This window comes from Burkholderia sp. Bp9140 (assembly GCF_003853425.1).
GTDB lineage: Bacteria > Pseudomonadota > Gammaproteobacteria > Burkholderiales > Burkholderiaceae > Burkholderia.
In genome coordinates, this window is the sequence record NZ_QTPQ01000023.1 from 1 (window position 1) to 15,813 (window position 15,813).

Genomic DNA, 15,813 nt, shown 5'->3' on the forward strand with positions numbered 1-15,813 from the left:
AGGCATTCATGAAAATCGCCTGCTGCATCATCTGCTGGCGACAGCTCCAAAATTCATTGTGTTAGCGCTTCTAAGTCGGCGCGCGCGACTGCCAGCGCCGCCCCGAAAAGATCAGCGGGCCGAGCGCCGCACCGGTCGCTTCCGCGTCGAACGGGCCGTGGCCGCCGGCGTCGTCCAGCCGGTAGTCGCACAGCATGTCCTTGACCCAGACGTGGAACCGGTCCGGCTCGGGGTAATCGGTCGTGCGAAACTTGAAAACAGGGACGAATGCCGCATGATCCATGACAGTTTTTTTATCGAGCCGACGGGAAGGGATGAATCGGTTCGTCGATTATCGGACCAAATTGCGCCGGCACAAGGCCGGCGCGGCAAATCGTCCGCAACAAGCGGTCGACCGGCGCCCTGCGGCGGGCGTCGTCGCGATCGCGGCCATCAGCGTTGCGGATGGCATTCCCAGTTGTTGTACGTCGGCCGATCGATCGGCGTGAGCCCCGGAATCATGAACACCGTACAGCCGAAACGCCGTCCCTTGCCCGTCGTCGCGTCGTAACTCACCTTCTGGCCGCCCAGCCCGTCCTTCCTGCCGTACTGCACGTTGGCGATGGTGATCTCGTCGGACGACGCAAGCCCGAGCGTCTTCGCGGTCGACGTCTGCACGTCGACCATGTTCATCTGCGTCGTGCCGCACGCGGACAGCACGAGGCCGGCGACCGCGGCGCCCAGCGCGGTCCGTACGGTGCAATGCAAGGTCTTCTTCATCGATTCTCCTTCGGTTTGCCGCGCCACGCGATTACGAGCCCGGGGTGTAAAAACTGGACTGCAGCTGGCTGCCGATACTCGCGACATACGATTGCCAGACGAGCGCCATCGACCCCGCCGCGTTGACGGCCAGCGCCGGCCACGACGCGCTCTGTGGCGCCACCGTCGACGCGCTCCACGCACCGTTCCGGTAGCGGGCCGCGATGACGGCCGACCCGCCCGGCAAACCCGTGTCCTGCCATGCGGCCGTCACATTGCCGGCCGCGTCGATCACCAGCGGCGGGTACTGCGCGGCCGCCCCGTTCAGGTGTTCCGTCAGCCGCTGCAGCGGCCCCCAGTTGCCGCTGGCGTCGGACACGCTCGCCTGCAGGACGGCGCCGCCTTGCGCCCACATCGCGGCGGCCACGCCGTTTTCGTTGACGGTCAGCATCGGCGTCGCGATGAATCCCGTAGGCTCCGCGATCGCCGGCGCCACGGGCTGCGTGGGCTGCCACCCGGTGCCGGATACGTAGCGTTGCGACATCGTGGTCGTGAGGATCTGCCCGCCCGTCACGTCCATTTGCCCCCAGACCAGCGTGATGTTGCCCTTCGCGTCCATGCCGGCCACCGGCGAGATGATCGTCGTGAACAGGCTCGTGTTCGATACGGCCTGGTTGACGTCGGTCCAGCCGTTGGTCGCGTCGTACGTGGCCGTCCACAGCGCCGACTGCGTGTGGTTGGTCTGCCGCCACGCGAGCACCGCGCGGCCGGATGACAGGACCGAAATCATCGGCCTCACGTTGTCGGTATCGCCGGTCACCGCACCCGGCCCGGTCTGCACCGGCATCTGGATCAGCGCCGTCGGCGACCACTGCCCCGCCTGCGTATAGCGCGTCCATGCGATGCGCGTATCGAGCAGGCTGATCGACTGCGTCCATGCGACGAGCGCGTTGCCCTGGCTGTCGATCCCGGCTGTATAGGACGACCCGCTCATGTCCGGCGCCAGCTCGAACGCCGCGCCCCATCCGCTACCCGGGCTGTACGGGCGCGCCCACAGCGCATACGTGTTGGGGCCCGGCATCCATTCGGTCCAGAACGCGACCGCCTGTCCGCTCGCGTTGCCGACCAGTTGCGGCTGAACCCCGGTCAGCCCGTTCATCGAATGCGAACCGTCGCTCGTGTCGAGCCGCGTCGCGCTTCCCCAGCCCGCGCCCGGGACATGGCGCGCGCCCCACATTTCGTTGCCGTTCGCGCCGGCCGGGCCGTAGGTCATCCAGGTTGCGAGCGCATTGCCGCTCGCGTCGATCGTCACGCTGGGGTCGCCTTCCGGTCCCTTGCCGTCCACCGCGACGGCCGTCGACCAGCCGACCTGCGGCTGCGCGGTTCCGCCGCCCGTCGGGCCGCCGCTCGAACCGCCGCCGGGCGATGTCGTACCGGACGGCGCACCGGGATTGCCCGGCGTCGACAACGACCCGCCGCCGGTCGTGGCGACGTCATCGCCGCCGCATGCGGTCAGCGCGAGAGCGGCTGACATGATCATCCATGTAATGGGTTTCATCGGAATCCTCTCGTTTTCTTTTTCCGGCATGCGCTCGTCTGCCGTTCGCCGAAACGACGCATGACGTCGATCGGCCGATTGATTAGCAATACTATTGAACAGGCATGGAAAGCGGCGCCGTTTCACGCCCCCGTCACGATCGATTCCGTCGGGCGGATCGACGCGAACGCCGCCTTCTGCAGACCTCCCCCGTCGGACGGCGAAGACGACGGCATGTCGTCTATCGCCGGGTGTCCGTCACTGCCGGCTGCATCTTAATTCATGCACGCCGGATTCAAGGTGGCATTGCGTCTGCACTGAGTGGACTTCCGTTTCGCCGGACCGGCGAGCGGCGCGACGGGCCGGCCTGCGTGCGCCGGCTACCGACGCGGCTCGTGAGGTACGATACGCGCCGGGACGAAATGCCCCCTGAGAGACCCGGCCGTCGCGGCCCCACCCCAGCACAAGAAAAAATGCCGAGAAACCCGACGCTGCACCGAAACCTGCTCGCCGCACTGGCGGCCAGCCTGCTTTGCCAACCCGCCGCCCGCGCCAGCTCGGACGACAGCTGCAACGTGCCGCCCACGCTCCGGCAAAGCACGTACTCGTGCGGCAACGTGCCGATGCTGAGCCCCGCCAACGACACGCGCATCAACGCGATGCTGATGATGGTCGACAGCGGCAAGGTCGCGCAGGTGTTTCCGGACCCGAAGACCATCCCGGCGAAAGACCGGATCAACCAGATCATCGTGCCGTTCCCGATGGATTTTTCCGGGTGGATCCATATCGGCCAGAAGGAGCCCGACAAGACCGGCGGCGCATCGGATGCCGACGCGCCGTCGAACCGGTATGCCGACGGCGAAGGCAGCATCTGCCGCAGCATGGACTCGGGCGCGGACGCATTCAACGACGCACTGGGCGGCGCCGGCGGCCTTCCCGCCGACGAAGCCGTACGCCTGCGCGCGGCGCGCACCGACATCGCGCAGAAGACCTGTGCCGCGGGCGGCGCGAGCGCCGCATGGACGAAGCCGCCGGTCAAGTCGCCGCTCGGCCAGCAGTTCGCCGCGTACCTCGACGGCACGAATGCGTTCTACCGCGCCGACTTCCTCACCGCGACCCGGGCCTTCGCGAGCGCATCGCACAGCACGAACCCGTGGCTGAAGGAAACCGGCCTCTATATGGCCGGGCGCGCGCAACTGAACGCCGCGCAGGCCAATGCATTCAACAACGACAGCCCGACGCCGTCGCGCGCGCGCGTGACGAAGGTGTCGCTCGACGCCGCGAACACCGTGTTTCGCACCTACCTGAAGGTGTATCCGCAGGGGCGCTATGCGGTTTCCGCAACGGGGCTGTTGCGGCGGGTCGCGTGGCTCGGCGGGAACATCGCGCAGCAGGCCGACCTCTACGGCCACGCGCTCGCGCGCTGGTCGCCGGCGACGTCGAACGTGCCGCTGATGCAACTGGCGAACGAACTCGACAGCAAGCTGCTGTTCGGGTCGGAACTCGACGCGCGCCAGATCCAGTCGCCGACCGTGCTCGCGACCGTCGACCTGCTGCGCATGCGCACGTCGGACAGCAGCGACTCGAGCCGCGGCAAGCCGCTGACGCTGGACGATCTGCAGGCGCAGAAACCGCGCTTCGCGAACGCGCCTGCGCTGCACGACTACCTGCTCGCGACCTGGCATGTCCAGATCGGGCACCAGCCGGACGCCGCGCTCGCGTTGCTGCCGCAGACGCCCGCCGTGCCGCTCGACTACTTCGGCCTGAGCCAGCAGGCGCTGCGCGCGTTCGCGCTGGAGGATAGCGGCCAGGGCGACAAGGCCCGCCAGCTGTGGCGCGACCTGATCCCGCTCGCGAAATTCCGCTTCCAGCGCGAGGCGCTGGAACTCGCGCTCGCGATCAATCTGGAGCAGGCCGGGCGCGTCAACGACGTGTTCGCCGACGATTCGCTGGTGCAGAACGCCGCGATCCGGGCCGTCCTGCTGCAGCGCACGGCCGATGCGGACCTGCTGCGCACGCAGGCGCAAAACCAGGCGACCGGCGGCGCGCTGCGCGACACCGCGCTGTACACGCTGCTGTACAAGGAACTCACGCGCTCGCACTACGCCGAGTTCATCGCCGATACCGCGCTGGTGTCCGGCGCGCCCGCCGATCCGTTGAAACCGTTCGTCGCATCCGGCGCCAGGAACGAGGACGGCTACGTGTGCCCGTCCGCGCGCGACCTCGCCGCAGCGCTGCAGCAGCATCCCGGCGATCCGAAAGGGCTGAACTGCCTCGCCGATTTCGTGCGCCTTCATCCGCCCGCGTCCGGCCTCGAAAACGACACGGTACCGCCGTGGGTGCGCAACGCGTCGGCGGCGGCCGCCACGCGCGTGCCGCCGACGCTCGGCGGCGCGCCGTCGCAGTTCGGGGGCAAGCCGTACGAGCGGATGTCGAGCTACGTGACCGTGATCGCCGATGCGCAGGCAGACCCGAACGACCGCGCGTACGCGCTCTACCGTGCGATCAAGTGCCATGCGCCGGCCGGCTATAACGAATGCGGCGGCAAGGACGTGCCGAAGAACACGCGCAAGCGCTGGTTCGACACGCTGAAGACCGCCTATCCGGGCAGCCCGTGGGCGCAGAAGCTTCGCTACTACTGGTGAGCGCCGCGTGAAGCGCATCGCGTGTCTCGCGCTGCTGCTGGCCGGCCGCGTCGCGCTGGCCGGCACCGTCGATCCCGCGCAATACGACGCGTTCTGGCTGTGGGCCGGCGTGAAGCCGCAGCCGGTCGTCAGCGGCGCGCGCGCCGTCTACGTGCTGCAGGGGCAGATCGAAGCCGCGCCGCGGGACGAGTCGCAGGTGCGCGTCATCGCGCAGGGCGTCGCGCTGCCGCCCGCGCCGCACGCTCGCGTGTGGCTCGTCTATCGTGCGCATACGCTGCACTGGACGCCGCGCGTCACGCAGATCATGCTCGCGCAGCTCGAGCGCTGGCGCGCGTCCGGCCGCACGATCACCGGCATCCAGATCGACTTCGACGCGCGCACGCGCCACCTGCAGGATTACCTCGAATTCCTGCGCACCCTGCGCGAGACCCTGCCCGCCGATTGCCGGCTGAGCATCACGGGGCTGCTCGACTGGAGCAGCCGCATCGATACCGACCAGGTCAACCAGCTCCGGGGGATCGTCGACGAAGTGGTCGTGCAGACCTATCAGGGGCGCAGCACGATCCCCGACTATGCGGCCTACCTGCCGCGCGTCGCGCGGCTGCGACTGCCGTTTCGCATCGGCGTGATCCAGGGCGGCGAGTGGGACGCACCGCCGTACCTCGCGGCGAATCCTTGGTTCCGCGGCTACGTCGTGTTCCTGCGCAACGACTAGCGGGCGGCAACGCGGCGGCCGCAATCCCGCCCGCGCAATGGCGGCGCAGCCCGCCGAAGCGGGCATGCGCCGCTACCGTTGCACCGTTACGCCTGCACGAAAGCCAGCAGGTCGGCGTTCAGCACGTCCGCGTTGATCGTCAGCATCCCGTGCGAATAACCCGGATACGTCTTCAGCGTGCCGTTTTTCAGCAGCTTGACCGACTTCAGCGCGGAATCCGCGATCGGCACGATCTGGTCGTCCTCGCCGTGCAGCACGAGCGTCGGCACCGAGATCGACCGCAGGTCTTCGGTCTGGTCCGTTTCCGAGAAGGCCTTGATGCCTTCGTAGTGCGCCTTCGCGCTGCCGATCATGCCCTGGCGCCACCAGTTCTGGATCACGCCCGGGTGCACCACCGCGCCGGGCCGGTTGAAGCCGTAGAACGGGCCCGACGGCACGTCCAGGAAGAACTGCCCGCGATTGTCGGCGAGCGCCTTGCGGAAACCATCAAACACGTCGAGCGGCAGGCCTTCCGGGTTCGCGTCCGTCTTCAGCATCAGCGGCGGCACCGCGCTGACCAGCACCGCCTTCGCGACGCGGCCGGCCGGCTCGCCGTGCCGCGCCACGTAGCGCGCGACTTCGCCGCCGCCGGTCGAGTGGCCGACATGGACCGCGTTGCGCAGGTCGAGCGCTTCGGCCACCGCGAACGCGTCCGCCGCATAGTGGTCCATGTCATGGCCGTCGGAAACCTGCGTCGACCGGCCGTGACCGCGGCGATCGTGCGCGATCACGCGGTAGCCCTTCTGAACGAAGAACAGCATCTGGGCATCCCAGTCGTCGGAGGACAGCGGCCAGCCATGGTGGAACATGATCGGCTGTGCATCCTTCGGGCCCCAGTCCTTGTAGAAGATGTCGACGTTGTCTTTCGTGGTGATGTACGGCATGGCTGCAAGCTCCTTTTGGGTCAGTGAACATCGCGTGCCGGCCGATCGCCCGGGCGGGTGTCGGTGACGAACTGCGGCGCGGTGGCACACCGCGTCGGTCGACGCAGCACCTCCCGTTGTAGCGGAAAACGGCGACCGTGTCATGACGCCGATTACATGCCGACCTGCATCGCGCCCGGCGGGCCACGACGACGTGTGGCAATATCGCGTCGGATCCGTCGTGCAGCCCCACTCACTCCAGGGACCCTCATGTTCGACCACGTCAAATTCGGCGTCAGCGACTATGCCGCGAGCAAGGCGTTCTTTCTCCGCGCACTCGAACCGCTCGGCGTAGCGGTCCTCGACGAAGGTGTGCCGACCTACGGCGTCGAACTCGGCGCGCCGGGCAAGCCGACGCTGTGCCTGTTCCAGACCGACGAGCAGCCGGCCCATCTTCACCTCGCCTTCGCGGCCGACACGCGCGCGCAAGTCGACGCGTTCCACCGTGCGGCGCTGGCAGCCGGCGGCCAGGACAACGGCGCACCCGGCCTGCGCCCGCAGTATCACGCGAACTACTATGCCGCTTTCGTCATCGGTCCGGACGGGCACAACCTCGAGGCGGTTTGCTCGCGTCCCGAGGCATGATCGTTCGATCGAACAACGATTCACCGCGCTCGCGTGCAACTCGACGAACCGTAGCTTGCCGCGCGCAAGCGACCGCGCGTCAGCCGTCCGTCGACACGGTCACCGCCTCCCACGCGCGCAGGTCTTCTTCCAGCGCCGCCCATCTGGCGCGCACGAGCCGAAGCGCGTCGCTGCCGAGCAACAGATGGGCCGGCGGATGGTCCGCCGCCATGACCGAGAGCATCGCGCGCGCGGCCTTGGCAGGATCGCCCAATTGCCGGCCGCTCTTCTCCTCGCGCGCCTGGCGGATCGGATCGAAGATCGCGTCGTAATCGGCGATCGAGCGCGGCGTGCGCGTCATCGAGCGGCCGGCCCAGTCGGTGCGGAACGAGCCCGGCGCGACGGCCGTCACCGCGATGCCGAACGGCGCGAGTTCCTGGCCGAGCGTGCCGGAAATCCCTTCCAGCGCGAACTTGCTGCCGCAGTAATACGCGATGCCGGGCATCGTGATGTGGCCGCCCATCGACGTGATGTTCAGAATGCGGCCGCGCCGGCGTTCGCGCATGAACGGCACGACGGCCTTCATCATCGCGACGGCGCCGAATATGTTCACGTCGAACTGCCGGCGCATCTCCGACAGCGGCGACTCCTCCATGATGCCTTCGTGCCCGTAGCCGGCATTGTTCACCAGCACGCCGACGGGGCCGACGCTCGCCTCGACGTTCGCGACGACACCGTCGATGCGTTCGAAGTCGGTCACGTCGAGCACGCGCCCGATGGCCGCATGCGGGGACAGCGCTTCGAACGCCCGCCTGGCCGCTTCACTTCTCACGGTGCCGACCACCGTGTGACCCGCGGCCAGCGCCTCCTGTGCGAGCGCGCGGCCGAAGCCGCTGCTGACGCCGGTGATGAGCATGATGTTGCCGGATGCCATGTGAGCTTCTCCCGAATGTCGATCGAAGCGTGCATACTAGTCTGACGGACTACGCCGAATAAGCCCGATTCCGCTGATTTTCTTGCACAAAACTATGAGCGCCATGCCCTCCCCGGCTCGATCGCCGTCGCTGCCCGCGCGCGGCCGCCAACGCCTGATCGCGTTGCTGCTCGCGTTGGCGCCGGACGAAGGCTACAACCTGGCCGCACTGCCGAGCGTGCGTATCCTGCGTTCGAACCGTGCGCTGTCGCGCACGCCGGTCCTGTACGACCCGGGCATCGTGATCGTGTGCCAGGGCCGCAAGCGCGGCTATTTCGGCGGCGAGCGCTATCTGTACGACGAGGCCCACTATCTGGCCGTGTCGGTGCCCGTGCCGTTCAGCATGGAAACCGACGCAACGGCGGAGCACCCGCTGCTCGCGCTGTATCTGCACCTCGATTTCCCGATGGCGGCCGAACTGGCCGAGCGGATCGATCGCGAAGGCATCGCCGAACCCGTGCAGACGCCGAGGAGCATGATGTCGACGCCGATGGACGACGCAATGCAGGCGAGCGTGCTGCGTTTCGTCGAGGCAATGCATCGGCCGCTCGAAGCGGCGGTGCTCGGCCCCGGATTGCTGCGCGAACTGTATTTCCGCGTGCTCACCGGCGCGCAGGGCAGCGCGATGAGGAACGCGCTGGCGATGCGCGGCCAGTTCGGCCGGATCGGCCGTTCGCTGCGCCTGATCCACGCCGGCTACGCGCAAGCGCTCGACGTGACGCAACTGGCCGGGGAAGCCGGCATGAGCGTGCCGAGCTTCCACAGCCACTTCAAGGCGATCACGCAGGTGTCGCCAATGCAGTACCTGAAGTCGACGCGGCTGCATCAGGCACGCCTGTTGATGGTGCGCCAGGACCTGACGGCGGAGGCGGCCGGCCATGCGGTCGGCTATGCGAGCGCGTCGCAGTTCAGCCGGGAATTCAAGCGGCTGTTCGGGCTGACGCCCGCGCAGGAGACGAAGCGCATGCGCGCGCAGTTCGCGATTCCGGCGGCGTTCGAGGATGCGGTGTTCGTGTCGTCGCATTGACGTACCGCGTCGCACTCCGCCTGTACGCCGTCATCGCGCGCCGACCTTCCACACCATCACTTCATGCAGCGTCTCCCCCGGCTTCAGCCCGGTCATCGGGAACGGCGGATGGTTCGGCGAATCGGGAAAATGCTCGGCTTCCAGCGCGAACGCGTCGGTCTGCCGGTAAGCCGGCCCGCCCTTGCCCGCGACACTGCCGTTCAACCCGTAGGACGTGTAGAACTGCAGCCCCGGCTGCGTCGCGACGCGCTCCGCTTTACGTCAACGCCAGTCCCGACCGTCGTGCGGTCCGGTCACGGCTTCGAAATGGCCGCCTCGATCCCAGATCACGACCGTACGCGCGTCCCGCGCGTCGGACCCGAGGCGGTCCCGGTGGACGACGCCGTTCAGTTCCGATATCACTTCGACCTTCAGCTTCGGCTGCACGTCGGGATCACCGTTGATCAGATCGACCAGCATCCGTGCGGCTGTGCTGCCGGCGGAGACCTTTTCGTTGGCGGCGAGACGCGCATGCGGAGCCGTCACGAGGATATCGCGATACTGATCGACCCGCGCCGGATGCGACGATTCGAAGTTGCCGGTCGCATGCTGCAGCACCGAAATCAGAAAGCAGTTGTTGATGCCGCCGTCCGTGATGCCGTCATTCGGTACGGCGTGCATCCCTGCCCGCCTCAGCGCCCGTTCGATGTGAGGTGAGGTCATGCGTGTCGAGACTGCCTCCTGGTAGTACTCGAGCTCGCCCGAATAGAGTCGCCGCATGTCGGCGGGCAAATCGTCCCAACGGGTGATGCGCGCGCCGTCGGCCGCCGCGCCGGCGTCGAAATGCGCGTCGGCGGCAGGCAGGTCCTTGAGAAAGGCTTCCGTGCGGCTTTGCTCCAGCGCGGCGCGCAGTTGTGCCTGCTCTTCCGCGCGCGTGGCGGGTGGCCGCAAATCGGTAAAGGTTCGCGAAGGCACTGCGTGCGATAACGCGGCCGACAACGGCCGCTGCGCGCGAACCGGCGGCCGCGACTGGTCGGTGTGCAGCTGTGCGAGGACGGAATCGCGGGATGGCGGCATCAGGGCAGGTGGCGACGCCGGTCCTGCGGTCGCAAGCATCGGACTCGCGGCGGCGGCTTCGGCCTGATGCCGTCGAATCGGAACCGCGGCGATCGCGGATACCGCCGTACCCGAACCCTGCGGGCGCCGAATTGGCGCGGACAATGGGCTGCGCTGCCGCGGAATGGAACCGGTGGCCATGCGAAGCGGTTGTTCAGCGAGACCGGCGAGCACACCGACCGCGCGCTGCATCGCATGGGGGGCCTTGCCGGTACGCACGAGGGCTTGCGCCTCGTGCACGGCCTCCCAGACCGGCAACAATGCCCTGCAGATCCTTGACATCGACGCCCCCGAAGTGAAGATTTTCACGCCGACCGCGCCCCGTCCATGAAAGGGTATTGAATCGGTCCATACGAAAGGTAAGCACGCACGCCTGCCGATACAACACAAACCGCGGCGCCGGATCTACGTGGTTCGCATCACGAAACATTGCTTCGCCGAGGTTGCCATCTGCACGGCGAGCGTCCCGATCCGCGTTCGATCGAAACCGCGCCGCGCGGACGCCGGCACCAGCGACGCGGCTCGCGCACACGTGCGGCCCAGCTACAGAGGCGCATGACCCGCGGCCGGATCGCCATCCGTATCGGCCGCTGGCTAGCGCGCGGGGCGCAACGCGAAACCCGCCAGTGCACCCGCGATGCACAGTGCGCCCACATAAATCTCGGCCGCCTGCGGGTTCGATTTGAGCATCACGGAGACGAACACCGGCGTCATGCCGCCGAACAGCGCATACGCGACGTTATACGAGAATGAGATCCCCGAGAAACGCACGATCGGCGGAAACGCCTTGACCATGGCGACCGGGATCGCCGCCACCGCCCCGACGAAGAAACCGGATACCGCGTAGAGCGGCAGCAGCAACGACGGATCGACGGCGAGCTGCGTCATCATGAAAAAATACGATGCGCCGAGCAGCAGGCAGCCACCGAAGATCGTGCGGGCGGTGCCGATGCGTCCGGCCACCGATCCGGCAACGATACATCCGATGGTCAGGCAGAGCGTGGCAGCCGAATTGGCCTGCAGCGCGAGTGCGGGTTCGAGATGAAAACGCTTGGCGACGAGCGTCGGCGTCATCAGGATCACGACGACGATCGCGGCGGTCAGCGTCCACGTGAGCATCATGGAAACCAGCACTGCCCTGCCGTGATCGCGCAACACCGCCTTCAACGGCACCTCGCCGGCCAGCGCCCGGCTGCACTTCATTTCGACGAACACGGGCGTTTCATCGAGCCAGCGTCGCAGCACTGCGGAGAGGATCCCGAACAGGCCGCCGACCACGAAGGGAATCCGCCACGCATAAGCGCTGATGGCAGCATGCGAGTAGTGTTGATTGATCGCTGCCGCGATCAGCGAGCCGAGCAGGATGCCAAGGGTGAGGCCGCCCGTCAGCAGACCGCAGGCGTAGCCGACATGCCGCGGCGGCACATGCTCGGACACGAACACCCACGCGCCGGGCACCTCGCCGCCCACGGCTGCACCTTGCAGCACGCGGCACAGCAGGAGCAGCACGGGTGCGGCGACGCCAAGGGACTCGTAGGTCGGCAACAGCCCCATCGTCAGCGTGGGCAGGGCCATCAGCATGACGCTCATCGTGAACATGCGCTTGCGGCCGACGAGATCGCCGAAATGCGCCATGATCACGCCGCCGAGAGGCCGCGCGAGATAGCCTGCCGCAAAAACGCCGAAGGTCTGCACCTGGCGCAACCAGTCTGGAATCGATTGCGGGAAGAACAGTTGCCCGATGACCGTCGCGAAGAACACGTAAATCACGAAGTCGTAAAACTCGAGTGCGCCACCCAGCGCGGCGAGCACCAGCGTCCGGTGGTCGCCGCCTGTCAGCGGACGGTGCGGCGCAAGCGGAATCGGAGACGCGTTCAATGAATTCATTCCTGGAAGAGGTTGGGTTTCGGGACGGCATGCCGATCCGACGACGTGCCACCTCCCACAACACGCGACGGATTCGGATCATTCCATCACGCATCGGTTTGTCGGCATCACGGTGATGGCGGGAATAAACCAGCGGGCTCGCGTGTTGGACGCAGGTAGACGGGCCGGCGTGCCTGTCTCCCCGTTGCAGCTCGTTCGCACGTGACGGGTTCATCGATTCCCTCGGAGATATCATGCGGTTTGCAGTCCTGGGCGCCGGCGCGGTCGGCTGCTACTTCGGCGGCATGCTCGCCCTGCACGGCCACGATGTCGTGTTCATTGGCCGTCCGTCGCATGTCGACGCGATCCGCGACCACGGATTGCGCATTCAGACGCGCGCGTTCGACAAGCGCGTGCGCGCCAATGCTTCGACCGCTATCGACGCGGCCGGGTCGGCCGACGTGGTCTTCGTATGCGTGAAATCGGGCGATACCGCCGAAGCCGCGCGCGGGTTGCGCGATGTACTGGCGCCGGAAGCCATCGTGGTCAGTCTGCAAAATGGCGTCGACAACGTGGCCCTGTTGCGTGCCGAGCTATCCCGGCCGGTCATTTGCGCGGCCGTCTATGTGGCGAGCGAGATGGCCGGCCCCGGGCATCTGCTGCATCATGGCCGCGGCGATCTCGCGATCGAAGCGTCGCCGTCCAGCGAACGGCTCGCGCAGGTGCTGCGCGCGGCGAACGTTCCCACGCGGATAGCCGACGATGTGCGCGCGGCACTCTGGCGCAAGCTCATTCTCAACTGCGCATACAACGCGATTTCCGCGATCGTGCATCTGCCGCTGGGCGAGATGTCGCATCGCGATGCATTGCGCGCAACGATGTGCGCGGTCGTCGCCGAATGCATCGCCGTCGCCGCGGCCGAAGGCGTCCGTTTCGCCGACCAGCCGGCGGAAATCGTCGCGCAGATCGAAGCGACGATTCCGCCGGGCCAGTATTCGTCGACGGCGCAGGATCTGGCACGCGGCAAACCCGGCGAAATCGACCATCTGAACGGCGCGATCGTGCAGCGCGGTGTGGCCGCACGCATCGACACGCCGGTCAATCAGACGCTCCATCTGCTCGTGAAGATGCTGGAAGCGAAGGCTGCGGCGAGATCGTGACGTGCCGCGATCGCCGCGCGTCGCAATCGGCGCGCGCCTGCCGTCAACCGGGACAGGCAAGCGCTTGCGCGCGTCACGTCGCTTCGCGTCAGACGGCCGATCCGGGCCCCCGGCCTCGATATCGTGTGTGGCATTTGCCGCCGCGGCGACGCACTCGCCGTACCGACGAAAGCCGGGAGCATGAACCTGATGGCGAGCGCAGCCAACGTGTTCGTCACCAGCGCGGCGTTTCGGTTCAGCGCGGTCTTTCCTGCGTCCCGTTTGTCGCCGAGATGAACAAACACATTCAGCATATCGCGAGAGATCGCATATATCGTCGCCTTCGCCAACAGCGCAGCCGCAACGTGTACACCGCGCCCGCGACCGGCTCGAAATGCGTCAAACCATATCGTCGCCAGGCCGCGCGTCTGGATGTCGATTCCTCAAGCGCGTGAGGTTGGCGACCGCTTCGGGTCCGCGTGCAAGCCCATCGAAGGCCATCGCGACGCCGTTGGCAGCCGGCCTGAGCGCGTAGGTTCCGGCTGCGACGGTCCCCGCGCGCATGGCCTCCCCGAGCGGGGTTAGAACCGGGGCAAATGTTCCGGCAATCATCTCGGCTGTCCATGCGGCGCCTCGCTCGATCGGCCTGCGCGCCCCCTCGTGTGCCGCGCCCGACAATGCCTGCATGCCGCTTGCGAGCATGCGCATATATTGCCCGCCAACGCCGGCTCCCTTTTCCACCAACCCCATCACGCCGCCGAGCCCCAACGTCACGACATAACCCAGTTGCGCATTGCGCTCGCCATCGGGCCGCGCGATCCGGTCGAGATCGGCAAGGGACGTGCTGTCCGATCGTGCAATCTGGCCGAGCATGCCGCTTTGCTTGGCGCTGTCGGTGGTGATCCGGGCGGCCGTCTGGTCCGCCTCGGCGCCCACCCACTTTTCGATCGCCATCGTGGACAGCATGCTGATGACTTCGGTCGGCGTCGAGTATATCAGCGTAATCAGCTGCTCCACCGAGCTCGGGATGACGCCGTAGTGCTCGAGCACGGACAACGTCAGACCAAGCGTTGCCGCAATTTCGCCGCCGATCGCCATCGAACGGATCGACGATCCGGTTCCACGGGCCGCGCGCAAGGTGTTGAACGCCTCATCGCGAACGTGCTTGCTTACATCGCCCGCGGTCGGCTGCGGAATCGTCCCGTCACGCATCAAGCCGATCTTGGCGTCGACCAGTTTCGCGTGGTCCTTCATTGCATCCAGCGGAACCATCGCGCCGGACGTCCACGTCGCGAGAAGGTTGGTAAGCTGTTTCACCACCAGCAGACTGACGGCCAAACCATGCCAGCCGCTGTCTCTCGCCGCTTTGGCCATGTCGCGTACGACATTGTTAGGAATCGAACCGATCGCCGCGACCGAGCCGGAATAGCCCGCGTCCTTGAGGTTGTCCAGCAACTCGTTGAAGTTCTTCGGCATGAATTCGCCGCCCTTCATCGCCACCAGCAACCGCGCGATGACCGCCGAATCGAACGTTTCGGCGAACAGCGGCGTCACCGAATCGATGTAGGGGCCGTATTTGGCTGCGTTATCGGGCCCCATGGCATTCTTGACGCTGTTCCAGATGCCGTAATCGAAGGCCGCGCCGATCGCACCGGTTCCGGCCAGGCTGGCGGCGAGGCCATATAGCAATTCCTTCTTGAAATCCTTGTTGGTCGCAAGCGACAGCAGCGACATGGCACCGAAATCACCGCGGAATTTGGCGATCCGCGCCTTCCTGACCGGATCGTCGGACTGCTCCGTCAGCACCGCTTGCAGGCGCGAGGCGACGCCGGTGGTATCCGGCGTCACATGAATGCGCAGGCCGATGTCGCGCAGGAATTCGGTCGGATGCTGGGTCGTCCCCGGCACGCGAGCCTCTGGCGTGAATGCGTGCTCCCCTTTCGCAATGGCATCGCGCAACAGATCGGTGGCCAACAGCAAGTTGCCGCCTGCGAGTTTCATGAATGCGTCCATCTTCTCCATCAGGTTCCCGTCCCATTCGACGTGGATCCGCGCGTCGTGCGAGAGCTCCGCGCCCCTGACGGCAGAGGAATCCAGGCTGTCGATGAACTCGAGCATGGCCTGCACGCCCTGGTCGTGATCGCAGCGCAGGTTTCCGTCTTCACCGAGCGTCAGCGGGCCGCCGCAAGGCGGTGGCATCTTGAGCGTGATCTCGTCGTCGCTCGATTCGGTGCTCGAATGAGAACGAGCGAGAGAGGTCGTGCGAGAGAGGCTGGTCATTTCGATCGACCGTTCGACACTGCGCACGCTCGTGGCATCGGAAGGACCAAGCCGTCGCGTCGACCTCGAGCGACTCGTTACGCGCGACGTGTTTTGGCCTCCTGAGGCGGTCGGCATGGACGTCCGCGCGCTGCGCGACGGCAGCCTGGACAGCGGCGATGATGCAATGTCCGAGCTTCTTTCCATGGAGTGCTGTGCATGAGGCGCGGACGACGGTCCGGACGACACGGCCTCTTCCCGAACGAAACTCGCGGCGGGGATTGACGAGGCAG

General features: G+C 66.7%; 13 protein-coding genes and 1 pseudogene. 5 read left to right on the forward strand and 9 right to left on the reverse strand.

Features of this window, described 5'->3' with window-relative positions; translation table 11 throughout:
* Positions 1-70: 70 nt before the first annotated feature.
* The 3 genes from DIE21_RS19675 to DIE21_RS19685 all read right to left on the reverse strand — a co-directional run bounded on the left by DIE21_RS19675 (position 71) and on the right by DIE21_RS19685 (position 2,296).
* A complete protein-coding gene (locus tag DIE21_RS19675) occupies positions 71-283 on the reverse strand; it encodes a hypothetical protein (protein WP_260432523.1) in 213 nt (70 codons plus the stop codon).
* Positions 284-432: 149 nt separating this feature from the next.
* The gene (locus DIE21_RS19680; protein ID WP_124499286.1) at positions 433-759 is read right to left on the reverse strand and encodes a hypothetical protein; all 327 of its coding nucleotides are present in this window, start codon (positions 757-759) and stop codon (positions 433-435) included.
* 31 nt (positions 760-790) lie between these two features.
* On the reverse strand, positions 791-2,296 hold the full coding sequence (locus DIE21_RS19685; RefSeq protein ID WP_124499287.1) for a hypothetical protein: 1,506 nt from the start codon (positions 2,294-2,296) through the stop codon (positions 791-793).
* Between the two features lie 452 nt (positions 2,297-2,748).
* Here DIE21_RS19685 and DIE21_RS19690 point away from each other — a divergent pair, with 452 nt between their 5' ends.
* Positions 2,749-4,920 carry a hypothetical protein gene (locus tag DIE21_RS19690; protein ID WP_124499288.1) on the forward strand — a complete coding sequence of 724 codons (2,172 nt, stop codon included), beginning with the start codon at positions 2,749-2,751 and terminating at the stop codon, positions 4,918-4,920.
* Positions 4,921-4,927: 7 nt separating this feature from the next.
* On the forward strand, positions 4,928-5,635 hold the full coding sequence (locus tag DIE21_RS19695) for a DUF3142 domain-containing protein (RefSeq protein WP_124499289.1): 708 nt from the start codon (positions 4,928-4,930) through the stop codon (positions 5,633-5,635).
* Between the two features lie 86 nt (positions 5,636-5,721).
* Here the strand turns inward: DIE21_RS19695 and DIE21_RS19700 are convergent, their stop codons facing one another.
* Positions 5,722-6,558: an alpha/beta fold hydrolase gene (locus DIE21_RS19700; protein ID WP_124499290.1), complete on the reverse strand. Its 837-nt coding sequence runs from the start codon at positions 6,556-6,558 to the stop codon at positions 5,722-5,724.
* A gap of 249 nt (positions 6,559-6,807) precedes the next feature.
* On the opposite strand from DIE21_RS19700, the gene DIE21_RS19705 reads away from it, so the two are divergent.
* The gene (locus tag DIE21_RS19705; protein ID WP_124499291.1) at positions 6,808-7,182 is read left to right on the forward strand and encodes a VOC family protein; all 375 of its coding nucleotides are present in this window, start codon (positions 6,808-6,810) and stop codon (positions 7,180-7,182) included.
* Positions 7,183-7,261: 79 nt separating this feature from the next.
* On the opposite strand, the gene DIE21_RS19710 is transcribed toward DIE21_RS19705, so the two are convergent.
* Positions 7,262-8,095 (reverse strand): oxidoreductase, encoded by an 834-nt coding sequence (locus tag DIE21_RS19710; RefSeq protein ID WP_124499292.1) that lies wholly within the window; start codon positions 8,093-8,095, stop codon positions 7,262-7,264.
* Between the two features lie 94 nt (positions 8,096-8,189).
* On the opposite strand from DIE21_RS19710, the gene DIE21_RS19715 reads away from it, so the two are divergent.
* A complete protein-coding gene (locus DIE21_RS19715; protein ID WP_124499293.1) occupies positions 8,190-9,161 on the forward strand; it encodes an AraC family transcriptional regulator in 972 nt (323 codons plus the stop codon).
* 30 nt (positions 9,162-9,191) lie between these two features.
* Here DIE21_RS19715 and DIE21_RS19720 read toward each other — a convergent pair.
* The 3 genes and pseudogenes from DIE21_RS19720 to DIE21_RS19730 all read right to left on the reverse strand — a co-directional run.
* Positions 9,192-9,407: pseudogene (locus tag DIE21_RS19720) on the reverse strand (galactose-1-epimerase); the annotation flags it as partial.
* Between the two features lie 15 nt (positions 9,408-9,422).
* Positions 9,423-10,565: a hypothetical protein gene (locus DIE21_RS19725; protein WP_124499294.1), complete on the reverse strand. Its 1,143-nt coding sequence runs from the start codon at positions 10,563-10,565 to the stop codon at positions 9,423-9,425.
* A gap of 285 nt (positions 10,566-10,850) precedes the next feature.
* The gene (locus DIE21_RS19730) at positions 10,851-12,143 is read right to left on the reverse strand and encodes an MFS transporter (RefSeq protein ID WP_124499295.1); all 1,293 of its coding nucleotides are present in this window, start codon (positions 12,141-12,143) and stop codon (positions 10,851-10,853) included.
* A 233-nt stretch (positions 12,144-12,376) separates the two neighbouring features.
* Here DIE21_RS19730 and DIE21_RS19735 point away from each other — a divergent pair, with 233 nt between their 5' ends.
* Positions 12,377-13,282: a ketopantoate reductase family protein gene (locus DIE21_RS19735; RefSeq protein ID WP_124499296.1), complete on the forward strand. Its 906-nt coding sequence runs from the start codon at positions 12,377-12,379 to the stop codon at positions 13,280-13,282.
* Positions 13,283-13,660: 378 nt separating this feature from the next.
* Here DIE21_RS19735 and DIE21_RS19740 read toward each other — a convergent pair whose 3' ends face one another.
* Positions 13,661-15,541 (reverse strand): hypothetical protein, encoded by a 1,881-nt coding sequence (locus tag DIE21_RS19740; RefSeq protein ID WP_124499297.1) that lies wholly within the window; start codon positions 15,539-15,541, stop codon positions 13,661-13,663.
* Between the last annotated feature and the right edge of the window lie 272 nt (positions 15,542-15,813).

Bases quoted from the DNA above. Each gene is read 5' to 3' on its own strand.
- DIE21_RS19710 (WP_124499292.1), bottom strand. From the start codon at position 8,095: ATGGCATCCGGCAACATCATGCTCATCACCGGCGTCAGCAGCGGCTTC.
- DIE21_RS19740 (WP_124499297.1), bottom strand. From the start codon at position 15,541: ATGACCAGCCTCTCTCGCACGACCTCTCTCGCTCGTTCTCATTCGAGC.
- DIE21_RS19680 (WP_124499286.1), bottom strand. From the start codon at position 759: ATGAAGAAGACCTTGCATTGCACCGTACGGACCGCGCTGGGCGCCGCG.
- DIE21_RS19705 (WP_124499291.1), top strand. From the start codon at position 6,808: ATGTTCGACCACGTCAAATTCGGCGTCAGCGACTATGCCGCGAGCAAG.
- DIE21_RS19700 (WP_124499290.1), bottom strand. From the start codon at position 6,558: ATGCCGTACATCACCACGAAAGACAACGTCGACATCTTCTACAAGGAC.
- DIE21_RS19715 (WP_124499293.1), top strand. From the start codon at position 8,190: ATGAGCGCCATGCCCTCCCCGGCTCGATCGCCGTCGCTGCCCGCGCGC.
- DIE21_RS19685 (WP_124499287.1), bottom strand. From the start codon at position 2,296: ATGAAACCCATTACATGGATGATCATGTCAGCCGCTCTCGCGCTGACC.
- DIE21_RS19675 (WP_260432523.1), bottom strand. From the start codon at position 283: ATGGATCATGCGGCATTCGTCCCTGTTTTCAAGTTTCGCACGACCGAT.
- DIE21_RS19735 (WP_124499296.1), top strand. From the start codon at position 12,377: ATGCGGTTTGCAGTCCTGGGCGCCGGCGCGGTCGGCTGCTACTTCGGC.
- DIE21_RS19690 (WP_124499288.1), top strand. From the start codon at position 2,749: ATGCCGAGAAACCCGACGCTGCACCGAAACCTGCTCGCCGCACTGGCG.
- DIE21_RS19730 (WP_124499295.1), bottom strand. From the start codon at position 12,143: ATGAATTCATTGAACGCGTCTCCGATTCCGCTTGCGCCGCACCGTCCG.